18 protein-coding genes and 1 tRNA gene are annotated in these 15244 nt (G+C 71.2%); 13 read left to right on the top strand and 6 right to left on the bottom strand.

Annotated features, from left to right (window positions below):
- Nucleotides 1-32: 32 nt before the first annotated feature.
- Both ABD106_RS01195 and ABD106_RS01200 read left to right on the top strand, forming a co-directional pair.
- Nucleotides 33-1067, top strand: coding sequence for an LLM class F420-dependent oxidoreductase (locus ABD106_RS01195; RefSeq protein ID WP_343917838.1), 1035 nt, complete (start codon nucleotides 33-35; stop codon nucleotides 1065-1067).
- A gap of 63 nt (nucleotides 1068-1130) precedes the next feature.
- Nucleotides 1131-1991, top strand: a complete 861-nt coding sequence (locus tag ABD106_RS01200; RefSeq protein ID WP_425545697.1) for a DUF3097 domain-containing protein — start codon at nucleotides 1131-1133, stop codon at nucleotides 1989-1991.
- Between the two features lie 30 nt (nucleotides 1992-2021).
- Here ABD106_RS01200 and ABD106_RS01205 read toward each other — a convergent pair whose 3' ends face one another.
- Nucleotides 2022-2783: an SGNH/GDSL hydrolase family protein gene (locus ABD106_RS01205; protein WP_343916506.1), complete on the bottom strand. Its 762-nt coding sequence runs from the start codon at nucleotides 2781-2783 to the stop codon at nucleotides 2022-2024.
- 173 nt (nucleotides 2784-2956) lie between these two features.
- Here ABD106_RS01205 and ABD106_RS01210 point away from each other — a divergent pair, with 173 nt between their 5' ends.
- The 5 genes from ABD106_RS01210 to ABD106_RS01230 all read left to right on the top strand — a co-directional run bounded on the left by ABD106_RS01210 (nucleotide 2957) and on the right by ABD106_RS01230 (nucleotide 7397).
- Complete coding sequence (locus ABD106_RS01210; protein ID WP_343916508.1) at nucleotides 2957-3568, top strand: ECF transporter S component; 612 nt, start codon at nucleotides 2957-2959, stop codon at nucleotides 3566-3568.
- Nucleotides 3565-5025 (top strand): ABC transporter ATP-binding protein, encoded by a 1461-nt coding sequence (locus ABD106_RS01215; RefSeq protein ID WP_343916510.1) that lies wholly within the window; start codon nucleotides 3565-3567, stop codon nucleotides 5023-5025. The genes ABD106_RS01210 and ABD106_RS01215 overlap by 4 nt, the downstream gene beginning before the upstream one ends.
- Nucleotides 5022-5786: an energy-coupling factor transporter transmembrane component T family protein gene (locus tag ABD106_RS01220; protein WP_343916512.1), complete on the top strand. Its 765-nt coding sequence runs from the start codon at nucleotides 5022-5024 to the stop codon at nucleotides 5784-5786. Before ABD106_RS01215 ends, ABD106_RS01220 begins: the two co-directional genes overlap by 4 nt.
- Complete coding sequence (locus ABD106_RS01225; RefSeq protein ID WP_343916514.1) at nucleotides 5783-6262, top strand: nucleoside/nucleotide kinase family protein; 480 nt, start codon at nucleotides 5783-5785, stop codon at nucleotides 6260-6262. Before ABD106_RS01220 ends, ABD106_RS01225 begins: the two co-directional genes overlap by 4 nt.
- Nucleotides 6263-6344: 82 nt before the next feature.
- Entirely contained in the window at nucleotides 6345-7397 is a 1053-nt protein-coding gene (locus tag ABD106_RS01230; protein ID WP_343916516.1) for an NAD(P)-dependent alcohol dehydrogenase, read from the top strand.
- A 31-nt stretch (nucleotides 7398-7428) separates the two neighbouring features.
- Here the strand turns inward: ABD106_RS01230 and ABD106_RS01235 are convergent, their stop codons facing one another.
- The gene (locus tag ABD106_RS01235) at nucleotides 7429-7773 is read right to left on the bottom strand and encodes a metallopeptidase family protein (RefSeq protein WP_343916518.1); all 345 of its coding nucleotides are present in this window, start codon (nucleotides 7771-7773) and stop codon (nucleotides 7429-7431) included.
- A gap of 80 nt (nucleotides 7774-7853) precedes the next feature.
- On the opposite strand from ABD106_RS01235, the gene ABD106_RS01240 reads away from it, so the two are divergent.
- A complete protein-coding gene (locus ABD106_RS01240; protein ID WP_343916520.1) occupies nucleotides 7854-8690 on the top strand; it encodes a siderophore-interacting protein in 837 nt (278 codons plus the stop codon).
- A gap of 40 nt (nucleotides 8691-8730) precedes the next feature.
- Nucleotides 8731-8982 carry a DUF3253 domain-containing protein gene (locus ABD106_RS01245; RefSeq protein WP_343916522.1) on the top strand — a complete coding sequence of 84 codons (252 nt, stop codon included), beginning with the start codon at nucleotides 8731-8733 and terminating at the stop codon, nucleotides 8980-8982.
- A 30-nt stretch (nucleotides 8983-9012) separates the two neighbouring features.
- On the opposite strand, the gene ABD106_RS01250 is transcribed toward ABD106_RS01245, so the two are convergent.
- Nucleotides 9013-9369 carry an iron chaperone gene (locus ABD106_RS01250; RefSeq protein ID WP_343916524.1) on the bottom strand — a complete coding sequence of 119 codons (357 nt, stop codon included), beginning with the start codon at nucleotides 9367-9369 and terminating at the stop codon, nucleotides 9013-9015.
- A 191-nt stretch (nucleotides 9370-9560) separates the two neighbouring features.
- On the opposite strand from ABD106_RS01250, the gene ABD106_RS01255 reads away from it, so the two are divergent.
- Nucleotides 9561-9890, top strand: a complete 330-nt coding sequence (locus ABD106_RS01255) for a hypothetical protein (RefSeq protein WP_343916526.1) — start codon at nucleotides 9561-9563, stop codon at nucleotides 9888-9890.
- Between the two features lie 249 nt (nucleotides 9891-10139).
- Here the strand turns inward: ABD106_RS01255 and ABD106_RS01260 are convergent, their stop codons facing one another.
- The gene (locus ABD106_RS01260; RefSeq protein ID WP_343916528.1) at nucleotides 10140-11039 is read right to left on the bottom strand and encodes a hypothetical protein; all 900 of its coding nucleotides are present in this window, start codon (nucleotides 11037-11039) and stop codon (nucleotides 10140-10142) included.
- A gap of 685 nt (nucleotides 11040-11724) precedes the next feature.
- Between ABD106_RS01260 and ABD106_RS01265 the strand changes: the two genes are divergently transcribed.
- Nucleotides 11725-12396: a hypothetical protein gene (locus tag ABD106_RS01265; protein ID WP_343916530.1), complete on the top strand. Its 672-nt coding sequence runs from the start codon at nucleotides 11725-11727 to the stop codon at nucleotides 12394-12396.
- 191 nt (nucleotides 12397-12587) lie between these two features.
- Entirely contained in the window at nucleotides 12588-13136 is a 549-nt protein-coding gene (locus ABD106_RS01270) for a hypothetical protein (RefSeq protein WP_343916532.1), read from the top strand.
- Nucleotides 13137-13333: 197 nt separating this feature from the next.
- Here ABD106_RS01270 and ABD106_RS01275 read toward each other — a convergent pair whose 3' ends face one another.
- Complete coding sequence (locus tag ABD106_RS01275) at nucleotides 13334-13564, bottom strand: hypothetical protein (protein WP_343916534.1); 231 nt, start codon at nucleotides 13562-13564, stop codon at nucleotides 13334-13336.
- A 27-nt stretch (nucleotides 13565-13591) separates the two neighbouring features.
- On the opposite strand from ABD106_RS01275, the gene ABD106_RS01280 reads away from it, so the two are divergent.
- The gene (locus tag ABD106_RS01280) at nucleotides 13592-15121 is read left to right on the top strand and encodes a recombinase family protein (protein WP_343916536.1); all 1530 of its coding nucleotides are present in this window, start codon (nucleotides 13592-13594) and stop codon (nucleotides 15119-15121) included.
- Here the strand turns inward: ABD106_RS01280 and ABD106_RS01285 are convergent.
- A tRNA-His gene (locus ABD106_RS01285) sits at nucleotides 15114-15189 on the bottom strand. The genes ABD106_RS01280 and ABD106_RS01285 overlap by 8 nt on opposite strands.
- Nucleotides 15190-15244: the final 55 nt, after the last annotated feature.

The raw sequence follows: 15244 nt of genomic DNA on the forward strand, positions 1-15244 counted from the left end.
GCTCGGCGCGCGGGGTCTGCCACGATCGGGGCATGGACTACGGCTACATGCTCGGCTACTGGAAGGCCGGCCCGCCCGCTGGCGCGCTCGAGGCGATCCAGGAGGCGGAGCGGCTGGGCTTCGACTCGGTGTGGACGGCGGAGGCGTACGGTTCGGATGCGTTCACCCCGCTCGCGTGGTGGGGCGCGTCGACCTCGACCATCAAGCTCGCGACCGGCATCGCGCAGCTCTCGGCGCGCACGCCGGCGTCGACGGCGATGACCGCGATGACGCTCGACCACCTCTCGGGCGGTCGCGTCATCCTCGGGCTCGGCATCAGCGGTCCGCAGGTCGTGGAGGGGTGGTACGGGCAGCCGTTCCCGAAGCCGCTCGCCCGCACCCGCGAGTACGTCGCCATCCTGCGCAGCATCATGGCTCGCGAGGCGCCCGTGACGGCGCCCGGGCCGCAGCTGCCGCTGCCGCGGTCGGGGGAGGGCACGACGGGCCTCGGGAAGCCGCTCATGTCGACCCTCCACCCGGTGCGACCGCACATCCCCATCCACCTCGCGGCCGAGGGCCCGCGCAACACGGCGCTCGCCGCCGAGATCGCCGATGGCTGGCTGCCGTTCCTGTTCTCGCCGGCGAGCGACGCAGACGCGCGAGCGCTGCTCGCCGAGGGCTTCGCCCGGCGCGACCCGAGCCTGCCTGGCGCCGACGCGTTCGAGGTGTCGGTGCCGGTGCCGATCGTCGTCGACGACGACCTGGAGGCCGCGGCCGACCGGCTGCGCCCGATGATCGCGCTCTACGTGGGCGGCATGGGCGCGAAGGGCGCGAACTTCCACTTCGACGCCGTCGCGCGGCTCGGGTTCGAGGCGGAGTGCCTGCAGATCCAGGAGCTCTACCTCGCCGGTCGCAAGGCCGAGGCGATCGCCGCGGTGCCGACCCGGCTCGTCGACGAGATCGCGCTCATCGGGTCGATCGAGCGCATCCGCGACGGGCTCGCGCGCTGGGAGGAGTCGGTCGTGACGCGGATCCTCGTGCAGGGCGACGTCGCGACCCTGCGGGCGATCGCGCAGCTGCGCGGCTGACGGCGACCGCACACAGCCGCGCGCCTCGACCGCCGCTCGCGACCCGCCGCGTAGGCTCGGCCGGTGCCGAACGACAACCGCTTCGACTGGGATGCCTGGGGTGGCGACGTGCTCTCGCCGGAGGCGAAGGCCGCCCGCGCGCCGGTGCCGCCGAAGCGCGTGCCCGCTGAGCGCGGCCTCGTCGTCGAGCGGCACGACGGCTGGGTCGGCGCCGTCGTGCGGGTCGAGACGGGCAACGTGCACCTCGAGGATCGGCGAGCGAAGGTGCGGGCGTTCCCGCTCGGTCGCGGCTTCTTCGTCGACGGCGTCGAGGTCGAGCTCGTGCCCGCGGCGGCCAAGCAGCAGGCGGCGACCCGCACCGCTTCGGGATCGCGCGCCGTCGCCGACGTGCGGGCGCGCGTCGCGCTGCCGAGCCGCATCCTCGTCGAGGGGGTGCACGACGCCGAGCTCGTTGAGCAGGTCTGGGGCCACGACCTGCGCGTCGAGGGCGTCGTCGTCGAGCCGCTGCACGGCGCCGACGACCTCGCGGGCATCGTCGCGGAGTTCGCGCCCACCGCCGAGCGCCGGCTCGGCATCCTGCTCGACCACCTCGTGCGCGGCTCGAAGGAGACGCGCATCGCCGAGGCCGTGCTGCGCGGGCCGCACGGCGCGCACGTGCGCATCGTCGGGCATCCGTTCATCGACATCTGGCAGGCGATCAAGCCGGCGCGGCTCGGCATCGAGGCGTGGCCGGATGTGCCGAGGGGCGAGGACTGGAAGCGCGGCACCCTGCGGCGCCTGGGCATGCCGCACGACTCGCAGGAGGACGTCGGGCGCGCGTGGCAGCGCATCCGCTCGCGCGTGCGCGACTGGAACGACCTCGAGCCGGCGCTGCTCGCGCGCGTCGAGGAGCTCATCGACTTCGTGACGACGAACCGCCACTAATCCGGGCGCCCGAGCCGGGCGCCCGAGCCGCTACGCGAGCGGCTGCACCTCGACGAGCTGCGGCAGCTTCGGGTCGCGGCCGTCGCCCGAGGAGCGGCCCGTGAACCGGCGCCCGAGCCACGGCAGCACGAACTCGCGGTAGTACGCGAGGTCACGGCGGCCCTCGGCGGTGCTCGCGCCTGTGAGGTCGCGCCAGCCGGCCGGCGCCTCGAAGCCGAGCGCGCGCAGCACGTTGCGCGCGACGTGCGCGTGCCCCGCCGCGTTGAGGTGCAGGCGGTCGTTCGACCAGAAGCGCGGGCTGCGCAGCTCGACGTCGGACCAGTTGTCGACGTAGGGCGCGTCGAGGTCGCCCGTGCGGGCGACGACCGCCCGGGCGAGCGCGTCGCCGCGGCGCTGCATCGCGGCGCCGAGCGGCATGACGGCGCTCGGGTTGCCGCCCGAGAGCATGATCGGGCGGATGCCCGCGTCGGCGATGCGGTGCGCGGCGGCCGCGAGGCGCTCGCCCACGTGGTCGATCGAGACCTTCGGGCGCAGGATGTCGTTGCCGCCGCCGTTGATGCTGATCGCGTCGGGCGCGAGGGCGATCGCCGCGTCGAGCTGCTCGTGCAGGATGCCGGCGAGCTTGCGGCCGCGGATCGCGAGGTTGGCGTACTGCACGGGCTCGCCCTGCGCGGTCGCGAGCCCCGCGGCGACGAAGTCGGCCCAGCCGCGCACGCTCCCGTCGGGCAGCTCGTCGCCCACGCCCTCCGTGAAGCTGTCGCCGATGGCCACGAACGATCGGATGCGCTGCATCCCTCCAGCGTACGCGCGGCATCCGCGTGCCCGGGCTAGACTGGCGGCATCACGGGAGTCCGGTGCGCCGGGCTGAGAGGAAGGCCGAAGCCTTCGACCGTCAAACCTGATCTGGATCATGCCAGCGCAGGGAGGACAACACACCCGTGCCACCCCTCGAGGAAGGCACCGCAATGACCACCACCGCACCCGCGCCCGCGCGCACTCGCTCCAGCCACTGGCGCGTCGTCGACATCGTCGTCGCCGCGGTCCTCGGCGTCGCCACCGGGCTCCTGTTCGTCGTCTGGAACGGCGTCGGCTACGTCTGGTTCAGCGCCATGGACGCGCTCACCCCCGGCTTCGGCGGCCTCGCCGTCGGCATCTGGCTCATCGGCGGCGTACTGGGCGGGCTCATCATCCGCAAGCCCGGCGCCGCGCTCTTCGTCGAGCTGCTCGCCGCGAGCGTCTCGATGCTGCTCGGCAGCCAGTGGTCGATCGAGACCGTCTACGCCGGTGTCGCGCAGGGGCTCGGCGCCGAGCTGATCTTCCTGCTCTTCGCCTACCGCCGCTTCGGCGTGCTCGTCGCGATGCTCGCCGGTGCCGGCGCCGCCGTCGCCGCCTGGACGCTCGAGCTGTTCACCTCGGGCAACCTCGCGAAGGGCGCCGAGTTCCTCGCGATCTACCTCGGCTGCGTCGTCGTCTCCGGGGCGCTGCTCGCCGGCCTCGTCGGCTGGCTCCTCACCCGAGCGCTCGCCGCGACCGGCGTGCTCGACCGCTTCGCCTCGGGTCGGTCGCGCTCCCGGTGACCGGCTCCCGCATCCGCGCCCGCGGGTGGGGCTGGCGGCACGCGAGCCGCGATGCGCCCGCCGTTGCCGGGCTCGATCTCGACGTCGAGCCGGGGGAGCGCGTGCTGCTGCTCGGCCCCTCCGGCGCCGGCAAGTCGACGCTGCTCGCAGCGCTCGCCGGCGTGCTCGGCGGCGACGACGAGGGCGACGAGACGGGCGAGCTCGCCGTCGACGGCGCGCATCCGGCGACGCGGCACGGCGAGGCGCACACCGCCGGCCTCGTGCTGCAGGACCCGCAGGCGAACACGATCATGTCGCGCGTCGGCGACGACGTGGCGTTCGGCTGTGAGAACCTCGCGGTGCCGCGCGACGAGATCTGGTCGCGCGTGCGCGAGGCGCTCGATGCCGTCGGCCTCGACGTGCCGCTCGACCGCTCCACCGCCGCGCTCTCGGGCGGGCAGCGGCAGCGGCTCGCGCTCGCCGGCGTGCTCGCGATGCGACCGGGGCTCATCCTGCTCGACGAGCCGACGGCCAACCTCGACCCGGTCGGGGTGGTCGAGGTGCGGGATGCCGTGGCCCGCGTCGCCGCCGCGACCGGCGCGACGCTCGTGGTCGTCGAGCACCGCGTCGAGACCTGGCTGCCGGTCGTCGATCGCGTCGTCGTGCTCGAGCCCGGCGGCGGAGCGCTCGCCGACGGCGCGCCCGGGACGGTGCTCGACGCGCACCGCGCGTCGCTCGCGGCGCAGGGCGTCTGGGTGCCCGGGCTGCCGGTCGAGGTGCCGCGCTCCCGCCGCTCGCCGGGTGGGGCGCTGCTCGTCGCCGATGCCGTGCGCTCGGGTCGCGCAGGGGAGGCCGTGCATTCGGCCGTCGACCTCGAGATCCGCGCCGGCGAGGCGCTCGTCATCACCGGGCCGAACGGCGCCGGCAAGTCGACGCTCGCGCTCACCCTCGCCGGGCTGCTCTCGCCCGTCGCAGGCACGGTGCGCGCCACCGATGCGCTGCGCGGCACGGGAGCGGTCCGCGTCGCCGACGCGCCCATCCGCTGGCGTCCGAAGCAACTCACGACCCGCATCGGCACGGTCTTCCAGCAGCCCGAGCACCAGTTCGTCGCGGCTCGCGTGCGTGACGAGATCGGGGCCGGGCTGCGCGCGCTGCGCCTGCCGCAGCGCGGGATCGACGCTCGCGTCGACGAGCTGCTCGCCGCCCTGCGGCTCGAGGCGCTCGCCGACGCCAACCCCTTCACCCTCTCCGGGGGCGAGCAGCGGCGCCTCTCGGTCGCGACCGTGCTCGCGCCGGCGCCCCGAGTGATGGTGCTCGACGAGCCGACCTTCGGGCAGGACCGCCGCACGTGGCAGGAGCTCGTGCGGCTCATCGCCTCGCTCGTCGACGATCGGGGCTGCGCCGTCGTCGCGGTGACGCACGACGCCGACGTCGAGCGCGTGCTCGGCGACCGCACCCTGCGGCTGGGGGAGCCGTGAGCGTGCTCGACCGCGTCAACCCCGTGACGCCGCTCGTCGCGGCGGTGCTCTACTCCGTGCCCATGCTGCTGACGATCGACGTCGTCACCGCCGCGGTCGCGCTCGGCGCTTGGGTCCTGGCCTTCGCCGCCGTCGGGATCGGTGCGCGCACGGTGCTGCGCCGCTCGTGGCCGCTGCTCGTCGCGGCGCCCATCTCGGCGGTGAGCATGCTGCTGTACGCCGAGCCGGGTGGACGCATCCACGCCCAGGTCTGGCTCGCCACGATCAGCGACCAGTCGATCGAGCTCGCGCTCGCGATCGGCCTGCGCGTGCTCGCGCTCGGCGTGCCCACGCTCGTCGCGCTCGTCGGGCTCGATCCCACGAGGCTCGCCGACGGCCTCGCGCAGGTCGCGCGGCTGCCGCATCGCTTCGTGCTCGCGGCGCTCGCCGGCACGCGGCTCTTCGGCGTGCTCGGCGAGGACTGGCGGCAGATCGCGCTCGCCCGCCGCGCGCGGGGGCTCGGCGACACGGGCGCCGTGCGCCGCGCGCTCCAGTCGGCGTTCGCCCTGCTCGTGGTGGCGCTGCGCCGCGGCGGCACGCTCGCCACCGCGATGGAGGCCCGTGGCTTCGGCGGCCCCACGCGCACGTGGGCGAGGCCCTCGACGGTCGGACGGGCGGACGCGGCGATGCTGGTCCTGTCGATCGCGGTCGCGGCGCTCGCGATCGGCGTCTCGATCGCGGCAGGATCGTTCCGACCCGTGTGGGAGGGGGCCTCGTGGTGACGCGCACGCCGATCACGATCGTCGACGGCCGCTCCGGCGCGGGCAAGACCGCGCTCGCGGCGCGGCTGGCTGCGCAGTCGGGCGCGCGCGTCATCCACATGGACGACCTCTACGCCGGGTGGCACGGGCTCGCGACCGGGTCGCGCCTGCTCGAGCGCGGCATCCTCGTGCCGCTCGCAGCAGGGCGCATCGCGGTCTGGCGGCGCTGGGACTGGACGACCGGCGACTGGGGCGAGGAGGACTCGGCGGCACCGGGGGAGCCGCTCATCGTGGAGGGCTGCGGCGCGCTCACGCTCGAGTCGCGCGAGCACGCCGAGCGCGCGATCTGGCTCGAGGCGCCCGAGGGCGTTCGCCGCGACCGCGCGCTCGCACGCGACGGCGACGACTCCTGGTGGATGCTGTGGCGCGAGCAGGAGGATGCCCACGTCGCCGCGAACGATCCGGCATCGCTCGCCGACGAGGTGCGGCGCACCTAGCTCGCTCCCGGCGGGCACTGCGGGTGCTCGCCGTATGCTTGCCGCCGGCCTCGCTCGAGGTCGAGATCCCCGAGGAGGCACCATGCCCATCCTGACCCAGGCGCTGCAGAAGACGGCGCCCGACCAGCCGTTCCGGATCGCCACGATCGAGCGCCGCGACCCGCGACCGAACGACGTCGTGATCGCCATCAAGGCGGCGGGGATCTGCCACAGCGACATCCACACGATCCGCAACGAGTGGGGCGAGGCTCCCTTCCCGCTCACCGTCGGTCACGAGATCGCGGGCATCGTCGAGTCGGTCGGCGACGCCGTCACGCGCCATGCCGTGGGCGACCGCGTCGGGGTCGGCTGCATGGTCGACTCGTGCGGCGAGTGCGAGCAGTGCCTCGGCGACCAGGAGCAGGACTGCCTGAACGGCACCGTCGGCACCTACGCGGCGGTCGACCGCGACGGCTCGGTCACGCAGGGCGGCTACAGCCAGCACGTCGTCGTCGACGAGCGCTTCGTGCTGCGCATCCCGGAGGGCATCGAGCTCGACGTGGCGGCACCGCTGCTGTGCGCGGGCATCACCCTCTACTCGCCGATCGACCGCTGGGGCGTCGGGCCGGGGAAGCGCGTCGCGGTCGTCGGCCTCGGCGGCCTCGGCCACATGGGCGTGCAGCTGTCCGCCGCGAAGGGCGCCGACGTCACCGTGCTGTCGCGATCGCTCGCCAAGGCCGACCTCGCCGCCGAGCTGGGCGCCGCGCGCACGGTCGCGACCGGCGAGGAGGGTTGGGCGGACGCGCACAAGGGCGAGTTCGACGTCATCCTCAACACGGTGAGCGCCGACCTCGACCTCGGCACCTACCTCTCGACGCTCAAGCCGCACGGCGCGATGGTGAACGTCGGGCTGCCGCCCGCGCCGCAGCAGCTGTCGATCGGCTCGCTCATCTCGGGCGGCAAGGTGCTCGCCGGCTCGAACATCGGCGGCATCGAGCAGACGCAGGAGATGCTCGACTTCTGCGCCGAGCACGGCCTCGGCGCCGTCATCGAGCGCATCGGCGTCGACGACGTGGATGCGGCCTACGACCGGGTGGTCGACGGCGACGTGCGCTTCCGCTTCGTCATCGACACGGCGACGTTCCCCGCCGCCTGACGACCGCCGGCTGCACGAGCTCGCGGGGGCGCTACGCCCAGCCGAGCTCGTGCAGCTGCTCGTCGTCGATCCCGTAGAAGTGCGCGATCTCGTGCACGATCGTGGTGCGCACCTCGGCGCGCAGCTCGTCGAGGCTCTCGGCGGTCTCGAGGTGCGGCAGCCGGTAGACCATGATGCGGTCGGGCAGCTCGCCGAAGCCATACTGGCCGCGATCGGTGATCGCGACGCCCTCGTAGATGCCGAGCAGGTCCTCCTCGGGGTGCTCGTCCTCGACGAGGAACACGACGTTGTCGAGCCCTTCGACCATCTCGTCGGGCAGCGCGTCGAGCACCTCCGTCACGAGCGCCTCGAACGCGTCGGGGTCCACCTGCAGCATGCGCCCTCCGGTCGTGCACGATCATCGTGAGCCTACCGGCGGGCCCGTCGCCGACGCCCGCCGATAGGCTCGAGAGCACCATGAGCCTCCCTGTCCGTCAGCCTCGACCGAACCGCCCGCAGCACGTCATGGAGGTCCTCCGCACCGAGCGGATCGCCCCGAGCCTCGTGCGCGTCTGGATCGGCGGACCGGGCTTCTCGACGTTCGAGGACAAGGACTGCACCGACGCCTACGTGAAGCTCCACTTCGTGAAGCCCGAGCTCGGCCTCGAGCCGCCGTACGACCTCGCGGCCCTCCGCGAGACGCTCGCGCCCGACGATCTGCCCGTGACGCGCACGTACACGGTGCGCCAGGTCGCCGACGACGCCATCGCGATCGATGTCGTCGTGCACGGCGATCAGGGCGTCGCGGGCCCGTGGGCTGCTGCCGTCGAGCCGGGAGCGCGCGTCGTCTTCGGCGGCCCGGGCGGCGCCTTCGTGCCCGATGTCACCGCCGATTGGCACCTCTTCGTCGGCGACGAGTCGGCGCTGCCCGCGATCGCACGCGCGCTCGAGGCGCTGCCTGCGACGGCGACGGGCATCGCGGTGCTCGAGGTGCAGGATGCGTCGGAGGAGATCGCGCTGCGGCACCCGGACGGAGTCGACGTGCGGTGGCTGCACCGCGGCACGCCGAGCGAGGCAACGATCGGCCTGCTCGCCGCGACGGTCGCCGGTCTCGATTGGCCGGCCGGCCGGGTGCAGGTCTTCGCGCACGGCGAGCGCGAGTCGATGAAGGCGATGCGCGAGGAGCTCTTCGTGCACCGCGGCCTCGAGCGCACGCAGGTCTCGCTGTCGGGCTACTGGGCGCTCGGCCGCACCGAGGACCGGTTCCAGGCCGAGAAGCGCGAGCCCATCGGGCAGATCCTGCCGCGCGACTGACGCGGATGCGCTCGGCCCGCGATCGCGCGAGGATGGCCGCATGACCGACGACGCGATGGAGACCGCGATCCTCGAGCTGCTCGCGAAGCGGCGGCCCGGCGCGACCATCTGTCCGAGCGACGCCGCTCGGCACGTCGCGGGCGACGATCCGGACGCCTGGCGACCGCGCATGGACGAGGCGCGCGCAGCCGCCGCGCGGCTCGTCGAGCGCGGGGAGGTGGTCGTGACCCAGAAGGGGGAGCCGACCGATCCGGCGCTCGCGCGCGGACCCATCCGCATCCGCCGCACGTGAGACCGGGGGTCGGCTCGGGGCCGCGCGCCGTCAGACCCCGGCGTCCTTCCGCGACGCCCGCGCCAGCCGTTCGACGAGGTCGTCGGGGATCGGCGTGCGCGGCGAGAAGGTGACGCCCGTCTTGGTCGCCTTCAGGCCGGCGGCCGCGATCTCCTCGGCGTGCTCGGAGATCGCCCCGGCCCGGAGGTACAGGCCGCACTGCTTGCTGAACGCCGCATAGCTCGCGACGATCGAGCCGCCGATCGTGAACCCCGGCATGTCGTAGGCCACGACCTCCTCCGCGTCCGGCAGCGCGCTGGCGAGCAGCGCGCGCAACCGGCGCAGCGACGCCTGGAACGGCTCGGGCGCGGCAGCGATGTAGGCGTCGTGGTCGGCTGTCGTGGTCATCGCTGTGGCTCCGTCCTGACGAGAGAAGGCCCGGAGGAGATCCTCCGGGCCTTCGTCTGGGGTGCCTGGGTAGCACGTTCGGCAACTCCTCCCCGAAGACAAAGACCCTAGGCAACCGCATGACTCGTGGGGTCTACGAGGTCTCGCGGCGTCCCCAGATGAGCGCTCCGAGGGACGATCGGGGGCCCGCCGTGAGGACTGTCGAGACGGCTCAAACTTTTCTGACCGCTGCTGAGGTGGACGCTCTCGTCGGCGACTACCTGGCCGGGATGGGCGTCAAGCAGCTCGCCGAGCGGTACGGAATTCACCGTGCCACGGTGTTCGCCCACCTCCGCCGCCGGAACGTGCCGAGTCGTCGACCGGGGCTGGGCCTCGACGAGAAGGCGGAGGCCGTGCGGCTCACGCGGGCGGGTGTCTCGATGCGAGCGATCGGTCGCCGGATGGGCGTCGACCGCAAGGCAGTGCGAGCGGCGCTGGTCGAGGCTGGGCTCATCGTGGACGACGCCAGCGACGGTTCATAACGCACCTCCGCGCCGCTGATCCCGCGGGGCTGTCGGCGCACGCCGTCGGTGACGAACGCCGAGAGGAACCGACGATGTCGAGCTTGAGTCAGCTGGCGACCGACGAACGAACCGCAAACGGCGTCGATCGTCCTTACCCTGCTGGCCATCGCGACCTACTCGATCGCATGGCCGATGTCAGAGTCCTCGTCAGCGACGTGCCACCCGGTGCTGGCACGCGCATAGGAGCGGCAGAGAACCGGGGACGGTTCAGACGAGCCTGCTCGAGGACGCGATCGCGTAGGTGACGCGCGGCACGGATGCGACGGGGGAGGACTGGTTCGTGTTCGGCCGCGCGAGCAGCGTCTGGGTCGTGGACGGGTAGGCGAGGCGCGTGTCGCTCGTGCCGGGCGATCCGGGCGAGGTGTTCGACTGCGACACCCGCAGGACCCGGTTCGTGGTCGCCTGGTACTCGAACGAGATCGTGGCGCCGGTGGGACCGGTGATGGACGTGAGCAGCTGCCCGGAGTAGGCGAAGGTCGTGGATCGGCCCATGGCGTCGACCATCGACGTCAGGTTCGAGCTCGCGTCCTTCGTCCACGTCACCTGCCGGCTGGACGCGCCCGACGTCTGCGTGGCGGTCAGCTGCCCCCCGTAGGGCCCGGGGTAGTCGAGCGTCGCGGTGCGGGCGGCGATCGGGCCAGCAGAAGAGACGACGGCGCTCGGGATGCCCGGCGAGGAGTAGCTGATCGTCGTCGTGTTGCCGTTGCGGTCCGTGATCGAGATCGGGTGCCCGTCAGCGTTGAACGTGGCGACCTGCCGCGACTCGCGCTCGGTGAGGGTGTAGTTGCCGCTCGAGAGCGCGAGGTCGGCCTTCGCGCCGGCCGGCGAGACGAAGGCGCCCGGGGTGGTGGTCGAGGGAGTGAACTGCCAGGTCGCGCCGGAGCCGTCGGTGTAGATCACGGCGCCGGATGCGCCCGCCGCCAGCCAGCCGACACCCCCGACGCTCAACGTCCATCGGTTCGCGGCCGACGTCGACGTCGAACCGAGCGTCGCCCTGAGCGAGTTGTAGGTGCGTCCGATCTCGACCTGACCGTTCACGCCGACGAGGGACAGGCTGGAGGTGGACACCCGGAGGTTGCCCGTGCCGACGTCGACAGATGCGGTCACGCGATCCGAGACAGCGAAGCCCAGCTCCGTCGCCCCGGGACGATCACCCGTCGTCTGGCTCGACGTAGGAGCGACCGGCAGAGCCGCGTTCGCCGGTGCTGCGACCGCCGTGATCAGTCCCAGGGTGAGGGCCGTCGTGGCGAGGACAGAGACGAGAGAACGACCCTTTCGCATGGCGCATCCTTGCTGCCTCGGTCGTCTTTCGCGACCGATAGCCAGAACGTAAGCGAGGAACCATCACGAGCGCAACACCTTTCTCGAACAATGTTCGCCTCCGCGATGCGAGCGGTACTCCACCATGGGCAGAAGCGAGCCATCCAGGCGCAGGCTGGTCACCGGATGGCCAGCCACGAGCGAGCGCCGCGCGCCTCGCGGCGGCTTAGTCATTCGGTTCTCACAGGAAGTCCTTGTGGAGGAAGACTCACTTCGCTTAGTGTTCGGCACGCGCCGTTCTTTCGGGCGTTGGCAGCCGAGCTCGAGGAGAGCCATGAAGCTCCGCGTACTAGTCACCATGACGGCGTTGATGCTTGGGGTGGGAGCCGCCTCAGTGCAAGCAGCGCCGCCTCCGCTCGAAAGTCCCGCAGTGCAAGCTGAGACAGCAAGCACGGTTGAGCCGCAGGCAGGGGCCCGTTCAACGGGGTCGGCGGCCGGCGACATTGAGATGTGCCTGGTGAGGAATGCGATCGTGCCGATCGATGAACAGAACATCGGTGCGGAAACTCCGGACTTTGCGGTCTTCGAGTACGCGCTCAGGTCTCTTCAATATGGGCTCCTCACCCACCACTCCGACTCCATCGCGGCAGTCGATCGCACGCTGGACGAGAGTGGCGCGATGACGGGGTTGACGGTGTCGGTGCCTCGGGGTGCCCAGCTCGACGTTCTAGGGATGGTGCGGGAGGCGATCGTCTCGCTGCCGAGGGCGTATGCGGCTGTCGCCGGCGTCGCGAAGATCGAAGTTCGAGAGAGCGAGACGTCAGCCACGTTCGCGGACTTGTGCGCGGGTATGCAGCAGATTATGGACCGTACGGAGCTCGGCGGCGACCTCACGTACGTGGGCATCGATCCAGCGGCCGGACGGCTCGAAGTCGGCTCTCTCGGCTCGCCATCCGGTGCGGTGGCTGAGGTTCGCGAAGCACTCGGGGGTGCGCTCGAAGTCCGGGAAGACACGCGACAGGTCCCCGCGGCCGCGCATCGAAGCAACGACACCAACGGTTACAGCGCCGGGGCCGGCATCGACGTGGCTTACGGCTGGCCTTGCCCTGCCGGGTTCGCCGCCGTTACGGGGTCCGGTCAGCGCTACCTGGGCACGATCCTGTACACCTACGGCGGCACGCTCTTCACTCCGAAGCCGCTGTAGTGAAGAGAGCATCCGCAACCTGCGCAGTCGCCGCCCTCTTGACGCTGGCATTGTCGGCCTGCACGAGCCCGGGAGCTGCGACTCCTACGCCCAGCACGGCGGCATCACCATCCAACGCCGAGTCGACGGCGCCAGCGGCCGAGTCGCCGTCCCCCTCGGTTGAGGCGCCGAGCTCAGCGATTGCCGCCCTGGTGCTTCCGCCTGAGGGATTCCCGGTCGATGGCTGGGAGCCGATCGAGAGAGACACGGGAGGGGACTTCCCCAGGACCGCAGAGGCGTGCGCGCTCGCCGTCGAGCCGCTGCTCGGGGACGTCGACCTCGAGCGCGATGGCGAAGACGGCACCCGAGCCGGTCAGGTCTACTCAACCTCGCCAGCCACCTCGCCCCTGACGGTCGCGACGATCATGGTCTATCAGTCCGAGACGGCAGTCGACGGAGTGAACGCGGCGCAAGAAGCCGTCAGCGCGTGCCCTCTCGACGTTGTCGGCCCGTCGAACCCGTATGGTCCGGTCACGTTGCTCGCGCCCGCCGCGCAGATCGAAGCCGGCGACGCTTCGTTCTGCGCCTCTGCGTCGGTTGATCACTTCCAGTACGGTCCGATGCTCGAGACCTCGTGCTGGGCCGCTGCGGATGGCCACCGGTTGGAGGTGCTGGTCTCGGCGCCCGAGAGCGCTCCCGTGCCGGCCGAGGCCATGCAAGCGATCGTCGATGCCGCCGCCGATCAAGCGTTTGCAAACTGACCGGATGACGGCCGATCGCCCCGCCCCTCTTCGGAGGTGGCGGGGCGCTTCGCATCGCACTTAGCCTCAGCGCTACGGGCGCGGTGACCGCGACAACTTTAAGGCATGGTGGGAAGCGAATCTGCCGCCGGACGTGCGTCGACACTGGCGGTGACCCATAGCGAATACGCAGACGGTGGAAATCGGACGAGGCATCCCTACGAACGCTGTTGTGCGCGGCGCTTCTTGACGCGGGCTGCCGAGATCGACATGCGAATGATGTAGAGGACGGCAACTGCTGCGGGGATGAGTAGCTGGAGCAAGAGTTGATCGACGCGCCAGATGACGAGACCGATGACGGCGGCGAGCACGATGATCCCGATGCGGGCTTCGCGGGCGGGCGTTGGCGCGATCATCGGATTGACGAGATCAAGCAAGATCTTGGACATGTTGGGGTAGCTCCTTAGCGGTCTGTGGTGAGGCTTCACCGGCGGTTTGTCGATTCAGCAGTGGTTGGTCTCAGTGACGGGGAGTTCGTCGACGCGGGGGAGTCCGCGCGCAAGGCGGACCGGCCAGAACTCCTGCGGATGATCCACTACGTCACCAAGCACAAAACCAACTACTGCATCGTCCACAAGGTCGACCGGCTCGCCCGCAACCGTGCCGACGATGTGACCATCCATCTGGCACTCAAGGACGCGGGCGTGACGCTCGTGTCGGCGACCGAGAACATCGACGAGACGCCCTCGGGGATGCTGCTGCACGGGATCATGTCCTCGATCGCTGAGTTCTATTCACGCAACCTCGCCACGGAGGTGGTCAAGGGTTTGTCGCAGAAGGCAGCGCAGGGCGGCACAGTGACGAAGGCACCCATCGGCTACCGCAATGTCGGCGTGCGAGACGAGTTCGGACGGGAAGTCCGCACCGTCGAGACCGACGGTGAACGAGCGCCGCTGGTCCGGTGGGCGTTCCAGGTGTTCGCGTCCGGCGACTGGACGACGAGCCAGCTCCACCGAGAGCTCGTGGCGCGCGGGCTGACCAGTGCGGCGACGCCACGACGCCCATCGCGGCCCATCGCCAAGTCATCTGTGCACCGGATGCTGACGAACCCCTACTACAAGGGCAGCGTGCGGTACCAGGGTGTCGCCTACGCCGGAGTGCACGAGGCGATCGTGCCGAACGAGGTGTGGGACCAGGTTCAAACCGTGCTCGGCACTCATCGCTCGGCGGCGGACGCGACCCAGGTGCATGAGCACTACCTGAAGGGGACGGTTTTCTGCGGGCAGTGTGGGTCGCGTTTGCTGGTGTGCAACGCGAAGAGCAGCCAGGGCACGATCTACCCGTACTTCGTGTGCGCGAGTCGGCATGGGGGCAGGGGCGACTGCACTCGGCAGGCCATGCTGATCGAGCACGTCGAGCGGCTCGTCGAGCGCTTCTACGCACGGGTCCAGATCAGTTCCGAGACGATGCAGGCACTGTCGTCGATGCTGCATGCCAAGTTCGACCAGATGATGTCCGAGGGAGCAGCCGAGCTGGCCGACCTTGCGACGCGCAGGACGCAGCTGGAAGGCGAACAGCAGAAGCTGCTCCAGGCCCACTACGCTGGCGCGATTCCTCTCGATCTCCTCAAGAAGGAACAGGACCGGATCACGGCCTCGCTGGAGACGATCGCTCACCGGATCGCCGCGCACCACGGTCACTACGCGGAGGCCCGCGCGAATCTCGATGACTCGCTCGAGCTGCTGTCCAACGTCGCCGACATCTATGCCAACGCCGACGACGCGAACCGCCGGCTGTGCAACCAGGCGCTGTTCAAGGCGATCTACGTCGACGAGGACAACGACGTGCGCGTCGGCTACCGGACTCCGTACGACGGACTGAGCGACGCCGGCTTGCAGGCCGACGCTCTCACCTGGGCCGCCGAGGCAAAGAAAGAGGGCCAGGTGCGAACTTCCTCCAAGGGTGGTCCCTTGGTCGAAAGTTCACACCTGACCCGTCTGGGGTGAGTAACGGGACTTGAACCCGCGACATCCGCCACCACAAGGCGGCGCTCTACCAACTGAGCTATACCCACCATGTGCGCGTGAAGCGCAACCAGGACAGTGTACGACATACCGGGGCTGATTGCC

The organism is Agrococcus citreus (assembly GCF_039527715.1).
GTDB lineage: Bacteria > Actinomycetota > Actinomycetes > Actinomycetales > Microbacteriaceae > Agrococcus > Agrococcus citreus.

Bases quoted from the DNA above. Each gene is read 5' to 3' on its own strand.
- ABD106_RS01195 (WP_343917838.1), top strand. From the start codon at position 33: ATGGACTACGGCTACATGCTCGGCTACTGGAAGGCCGGCCCGCCCGCT.
- ABD106_RS01205 (WP_343916506.1), bottom strand. From the start codon at position 2,783: ATGCAGCGCATCCGATCGTTCGTGGCCATCGGCGACAGCTTCACGGAG.
- ABD106_RS01210 (WP_343916508.1), top strand. From the start codon at position 2,957: ATGACCACCACCGCACCCGCGCCCGCGCGCACTCGCTCCAGCCACTGG.
- ABD106_RS01230 (WP_343916516.1), top strand. From the start codon at position 6,345: ATGCCCATCCTGACCCAGGCGCTGCAGAAGACGGCGCCCGACCAGCCG.
- ABD106_RS01235 (WP_343916518.1), bottom strand. From the start codon at position 7,773: ATGCTGCAGGTGGACCCCGACGCGTTCGAGGCGCTCGTGACGGAGGTG.
- ABD106_RS01240 (WP_343916520.1), top strand. From the start codon at position 7,854: ATGAGCCTCCCTGTCCGTCAGCCTCGACCGAACCGCCCGCAGCACGTC.
- ABD106_RS01245 (WP_343916522.1), top strand. From the start codon at position 8,731: ATGACCGACGACGCGATGGAGACCGCGATCCTCGAGCTGCTCGCGAAG.
- ABD106_RS01250 (WP_343916524.1), bottom strand. From the start codon at position 9,369: ATGACCACGACAGCCGACCACGACGCCTACATCGCTGCCGCGCCCGAG.
- ABD106_RS01275 (WP_343916534.1), bottom strand. From the start codon at position 13,564: ATGTCCAAGATCTTGCTTGATCTCGTCAATCCGATGATCGCGCCAACG.